A 5803-nucleotide genomic window follows, 5' to 3' on the forward strand; every position below is an offset into this window, starting at 1 on the left:
CGCAGAAATGGCAAAAACATAGATCTTTTTCAGCAGGGCGTGGCGCCGTCGTGGGGAAGCGGGGGCGGAGGGAGCGGCCGGGGAGCCGGGGGGAACGGTCATCCGCCCATTCTGTCGTGCTTCTGCACCGCGCACTCATGCCCCCGCCCTGCTGAAAAAGATCTATGTTTTTGCCATTTCTGCGCCGATCATGTGATGATCACCCCATCCGGGTGGGCTCGTTCCGCCAGGATGCCGGTGTTGACAGCGCCGCCCAGGGCCGAGGGACCGCGATGGCTTGAGCAGAGAGCTCGCCGTTCGTGGACTCGGGACCCGGCGGGATGCCCTCCACCTCCCCGGCCCCCTGGCCGCGACGTGATCGGTACGCCACCTTCCGCCCTGTGGAGCCGTGCCCTGACCGGACCGCGCCGGGGGATCGGGACGTCCACAGTCACTCGTGCGAAAGGAAGTCCGATGCCGCCCTCCCAGGACGCAGCATCCCTGACCCAGCTCGGCGTGATCGGGGTGATCCTGCTCGTCGCGCTGTTCTACGGCGGGACCATGATCATGTCCGTGGCCATCTCCAAGAAGAAGGAGAACGCCGACGCCTACATGACGGCCGGCAATCGGATCGGCTTCGGCGTGTCCGCCGCCTCCATGACGGCCACCTGGATCTGGGCCGCCTCCATGTACGCCTCCGTGACCGCCGGCTACACGTACGGCGTCTCCCGTGCTCGGCTCCGTCATCTCCCTGACCTCCAACTTCATCGCCGGCGGCGCCCTGATCTCCCTGCTGTCCCCGCTGTCCTTCGGCGCGGGAATCCTGATCGTGGCCGCGGGCGTGCTGCTGTACACCCTGTGGTCCGGCTTCCGCGCCTCCGTGCTCACCGACTTCGCCCAGGTGATGGCCATGCTCGGCGCGACCGTCATCATCATCCCCGCCGTGTTCTTCGCCGCGGGCGGCCCGGGCATGTTCCAGGCCGGCGTCGAGGCCGGCCACGTCACGGCCCAGCAGCAAAGCTTCTTCTCCTCCGAGTCGTTCATGAACCAGGGGGCGCCGTACATCGCCGCCGTGCTGGCCTACGCGATCGGCAACCAGACCATCGCCCAGCGCCTCTTCGCCGTGCGTGAGGACCTCATCAAGCCCACCTTCATCACGGCCACCCTCGGCTACGGCGGCACCGTGATCGGCGTCGGCATGCTCGGCGTCATGGCGCTCTACCTGGGCGTCGAGCCGCTCGACGGCGACGTCAACAACCTCCTGCCGCAGATGGTCGCCGACCACCTGCCGCTGGCGCTCGTGGCCCTGGCGTTCCTGATGATCATCGGCTCGCTGTCCTCCACCGCCGACTCGGACCTGTCCGCCCTCTCGTCGATCGTGATGACGGACGTCTACGGCCAGTCGGTCGGCCGCAAGAACGCCGACCCGAAGACCATGCTGCTGATCGGCCGCATCACCATGATCGTGGCGACGGCGGCGGCCCTGTACTTCGCCACCGCCAAGTTCGACATCCTCGACCTGCTGGTCTTCGTGGGCGCCCTGTGGGGCTGCCTCGTGTTCCCCGTGATCGCGTCCTTCTACTGGGGCAGGATCACCAACGTCGCGTTCACGGTGTCCGTGCTCGCCGCGCTGGCCGTGTTCCTGCCCGTGCGCTTCGAGTGGATCCCGATCGAGGGAGCCTGGGCGTTCGTGGTGGAGACCCTCGCGATCCTCGGCGTGGGCGTCGTGCTGGGCATCATGTGCTTCGGCTTCTTCGGCCTGCGTCCGGCGGTCGTGGTCGGCGCGATCGCCTCGGTCGTGATGCTGTTCCTCGGCTACGGCTTCCTGCGGGACTACGCCACCCTCACGGGCTCGCTCGTGGCCTACGCCGTGTCCTTCCTCGTGTGCTGGGGGCTGTCCGTCCGCTCCGGGCAGGACTTCGACTTCGACCGGATCGCGCGCGTGACCGGCGACTTCGACCCCGCGACCGAGGACCTGCCGCAGGTCGAGCGCGCCTCGGCCCCCGTGTCCTGATCCCCCGTCCACCGACTCACAAGGAGCATCCGCATGACCGTCGGTCTCACCCTGTACGTCCTGATGTGGCCCGTCCTCGTGCTGGCCGTCCTCGTCGCGATCGCCCGCGGCTTCGTCGCCGACTGGGCCGCGGCCCGCCGCGAGGGCCGCTCGATCATCTGAGGCCTCCGCCGGGGGCGGCCCGTGACCCTGGTGGTCCTCGCCCTCGACACGGTCTTCCGCCTGACGCCCGCCGAGACCTCGGCCGCCATCCCGGGCATCGCCGGGCTCGAACACTTGCTCGTGACCGCCGGTCTCGCGCTGCTGTTCGTCGCCCTGTACGGCGGCGTGCGGGAGCGTCAGGCCCACCTCGAGACGGGCCGCGCCGGCGGCGCCGTCGTCGAGGGGGCCTGACCCGCTCGATCCCCTGCTATACCGCGCCCGCGTCAGCGAGCGCGGTCGAGCAGGATCACGTCCAGGCGGCGCGGCCCGTGCACGCCTTCGACGCGCTCGAGCTCGATGTCGCTCGTGGCCGAGGGACCGGAGATCATGGTGATCGGCGCCGTCGCCTCCACGCGGGCCAGCGCCTCCGGGAAGAGCTCCACCACGGAGTCCAGCGGCACGATGCACACGTGGTGGTCCGGGACCAGGGTGATCGCCCGGCGGCCCTCGTCCGGGCGGCCGCTGAGGAAGATCGTCCCGGTCTCCGCGCAGGAGACCGTCGAGGACGTCACCACCGCGTCCACCTCGTTCAGCGCGTCCACGCTGAGGGGCTCGCGCTCGCCGTCGTGGGCGCCGCGGACCGCGGCCCGCTCCCCCGTGTGGCCCACCGCGGGCTCCGTGATGCGCTCCCGGCCTGCCCCGCGGGAGTCCGTGGGGAGCCAGTCCGGCTCCAGGCCGGCCGGCACCACGTACCGGGCGTCCGGGCCGAGCAGCTCGGCGATGGCCGCGGCCACCGTCTCCTCGGTCTCGTCCCGCACGGAGGCCCGGTAGTCGATCAGCCGATCGCGCAGCATCTCCACCACCTCGGCCCGGTCCCGGGAGGAGGTCCGCCGGTAGGTGCGCTGCACCGGGTCCGCGACCGGCCCGTCCGCCGTCGCCTCGCGGATGCGCCGCAGGATCTCGGCCTTCGCCTCGCTCATCGTCCGTCCTCCTCGACGTGCTCGTCCTCCTGGCGGTCCAGCCCGGCGACGCCGTCCAGGGCGGTCCGGTGCTCGGTCTCATCCTTGTGGCGGGCCCACCAGTTGCGGAAGGACTCCCGCGGGGGCGCCGGCACGTCACGCTCGTCGGTCCACCCGCCGGCGATGCCCGGCAGCCAGCCGAGCACCCGGTCTGGCCCGGCCGCGACCCGGCCCAGCCCCAGGCCCCGCTCGGCCAGCGACATGCGCCGACCCGAGGACATCACCACGGAGGCGCCCTTCATCGCCACGTCCATCTGCGAGGGCGTGACGGACTCCACCGCCGCCTTGGCGCGGGCCAGGGGGCCGGCAGCGGCGTCCTTCTCCGTGCGCAGGGCCTTCCGGGCGGCGTGGGTGGCCTGCACGTCCTCGTCCCGGAGGTGGATGAGGATCGAGGGGATGTCGATGGCCACGGGGCACACGTCGTAGCACGCCCCGCACAGCGTGGAGGCGTAGGGCAGGGTGCCGTTCTCCCCCGCGTCCACACCGGTGAGCTGCGGGGAGAGGATCGCGCCGATCGGGCCCGGGTAGACCGAGCCGTAGGCGTGGCCGCCGGTCTGCTCGTACACGGGGCACACGTTCATGCACGCCGAGCAGCGGATGCAGTGCAGCGCGGAACGGCCCTTCGGGTCGGACAGCACCGCGGAGCGGCCGTTGTCCAGCAGGACCAGGTGGAACTCCTGGGGACCGTCGCCCTCGGTGACGCCCGTCCACATGGAGGTGTACGGGTTCATCCGCTCGCCCGTGGACGAGCGCGGCAGCAGCTGCAGGAACACCTCGAGGTCCTCGAAGGTGGGCACGAGCTTCTCGATGCCCATCACGGTGATCAGCGTCTCCGGCAGGGTCAGGCACATGCGGCCGTTGCCCTCCGACTCGACGACGGAGAGCGTGCCCGTCTCGGCGACGCCGAAGTTCGCCCCGGAGATCGCCACCTTCGTGCTCAGGAACTTCTCGCGCAGGTGCCGGCGTGCGGCCTCGGCCAGGTCGGCCGGCTCGGAGGTGAGGCTCTCGTCCGTCTCCGGCATCTCCCGGCGGAAGATGTCCCGGATCTCCTCGCGGTTGCGGTGGATCGCCGGGACGAGGATGTGGCTGGGCCGGTCGTGGCCGAGCTGGACGATGAGCTCGGCCAGGTCCGTCTCGACGGCGGCCACGCCGGCATGCTCGAGCGCGGCGTCCAGGCCGATCTCCTGGGTGGCCATGGACTTGACCTTGATCACCTCGTCCACGCCCTTGGCGGTGACGAGCTCCGTGATGATGCGGTTGGCCTCGGCCGCGTCCCGGGCCCAGTGCACGACGCCGCCGCGCGCGGTGACCTCGGACTCGAGCCGCTCGAGGAGCGCGGGCAGGTCCGCCATGACGGACTGCTTCAGCGCGGAGCCGGCGGCGCGCAGCTCCTGCCAGTCCGGCAGCTCCTCGACGACGCCGGCACGCTTGGCACGGATGGTGTGGGTGGCCCGGCGGATGTTGGCGCGCATCTGGCCGTTCCCCAGCTGCTCGCGGGAAGACTCGGGGAACGGGGTCTTCAGCAGGATCTCGCCCTCACCATGGACGGGGCGGACGGTGGGCATTCCCAGGCGCACGCGGGTGGGTGCGGTACTCATCGGCGGGCCTCCTCAACACGGGCGGACGGTCCGCGGCGGACGCCGGCGGACGCGGGGATGGACAGTTCGACGGGGCCGTCGACCTCGAGCGGGTTCTCCCGGGTGGCCGCGAGGATCTCGGCGAGGTGCACGGTACGCAGCGGGCGGCCGTCCTGGCCGCGCGCCTCACGACGGTGCATGGCCCCGTCCAGGTGGAGCAGACAGGAGACGTCGCCGCCCGTGCAGAGGGAGGCGCCGGACGCGGTGACCTTCTCGATCTTCTCCTCCGCGATGGCGGCGGAGACGTCCGGGTTCTTCAGGGAGAAGGTGCCGCCGAAGCCGCAGCACTCCTCGGCGTCCGGCAGCGGGCGCAGGTCGATGTCCGCGACGGTGCGCAGCAGGTCCTCCTGGCGCGAGCCCAGGCGCAGCAGGCGCATGCCGTGGCAGGAGGGGTGGTAGGTCACGGTGTGCGGGAACCAGGAGCCGAGCTGGGCCGCGGCGTCCGTCACCCCGAGGACGTCCGTGAGCAGCTGGGACAGCTCGAGGGTGCGGGAGGCGACGACCTCGGCGTCGCGGGCCAGCCCCTCGTCCCCGCCGGAGCGGGCGACGTCCGGCTGCTGGTGGCCGAGCGAGGCCACGCAGGAGGCGGAGGGGGCGACGGCGAGGTCGTAGTCGGCCTTCATGAAGGTGCGGACGTGGTTGCGCACGACGGGGAGGGCGTCCTCCATGTATCCGCTGTTGACGTGCATCTGCGAGCAGCAGACCTGGCCGGGCGGGAAGACCACCTCATGGCCGAGCCGCTCGAGGATGCGGACGGTGGCGAGGGCCACCTTGGGGTACATCGCGTCCACGATGCATGTGGCGAACAGGGCGATTCTCATGCCGGTCTCCGTTCCGGACGGGGCGCCTGGGGCGCCGTGCGGTGCGGCAGCACACGGGTGCCGTAGTGGTCAGACCATATCATGCCAGCCGCTTGCGAGGTGACCGCCCTCACAGTACGCTCCTTGGTCTGACCACAGTGGTCCGACCATCACCGGCCCGACCGGATCCCGCCCCGTCCCCTCGCCCACCGG

General features: G+C 71.2%; 5 protein-coding genes and 1 pseudogene. 3 read left to right on the forward strand and 3 right to left on the reverse strand.

Annotated elements, in window-relative coordinates; all coding sequences use genetic code 11:
* Positions 1 to 453: 453 nt before the first annotated feature.
* The 3 genes and pseudogenes from QL983_RS10030 (at position 454) to QL983_RS10040 (ending at position 2386) form a co-directional block, all read left to right on the forward strand.
* Positions 454 to 1993, forward strand: a pseudogene (locus QL983_RS10030) (sodium:proline symporter).
* Between the two features lie 33 nt (positions 1994 to 2026).
* A complete protein-coding gene (locus QL983_RS10035) occupies positions 2027 to 2155 on the forward strand; it encodes a putative transporter small subunit (RefSeq protein ID WP_036339645.1) in 129 nt (42 codons plus the stop codon).
* A 21-nt stretch (positions 2156 to 2176) separates the two neighbouring features.
* Positions 2177 to 2386, forward strand: a complete 210-nt coding sequence (locus QL983_RS10040; protein ID WP_020624127.1) for a hypothetical protein — start codon at positions 2177 to 2179, stop codon at positions 2384 to 2386.
* Positions 2387 to 2418: 32 nt separating this feature from the next.
* Here QL983_RS10040 and QL983_RS10045 read toward each other — a convergent pair whose 3' ends face one another.
* The 3 genes from QL983_RS10045 to QL983_RS10055 are packed head-to-tail and all read right to left on the reverse strand — an operon-like array spanning position 2419 to position 5611.
* Positions 2419 to 3114, reverse strand: coding sequence for an LUD domain-containing protein (locus tag QL983_RS10045; protein WP_020624126.1), 696 nt, complete (start codon positions 3112 to 3114; stop codon positions 2419 to 2421).
* The gene (locus QL983_RS10050; RefSeq protein ID WP_230297354.1) at positions 3111 to 4751 is read right to left on the reverse strand and encodes a LutB/LldF family L-lactate oxidation iron-sulfur protein; all 1641 of its coding nucleotides are present in this window, start codon (positions 4749 to 4751) and stop codon (positions 3111 to 3113) included. The genes QL983_RS10045 and QL983_RS10050 overlap by 4 nt, the downstream gene beginning before the upstream one ends.
* A complete protein-coding gene (locus QL983_RS10055; protein WP_135019274.1) occupies positions 4748 to 5611 on the reverse strand; it encodes a (Fe-S)-binding protein in 864 nt (287 codons plus the stop codon). The genes QL983_RS10050 and QL983_RS10055 overlap by 4 nt, the downstream gene beginning before the upstream one ends.
* Positions 5612 to 5803 lie beyond the last annotated feature (192 nt).

Source organism: Micrococcus sp. APC 4021, from assembly GCF_030407635.1.
Taxonomy (GTDB): Bacteria; Actinomycetota; Actinomycetes; order Actinomycetales; family Micrococcaceae; genus Micrococcus; species Micrococcus luteus.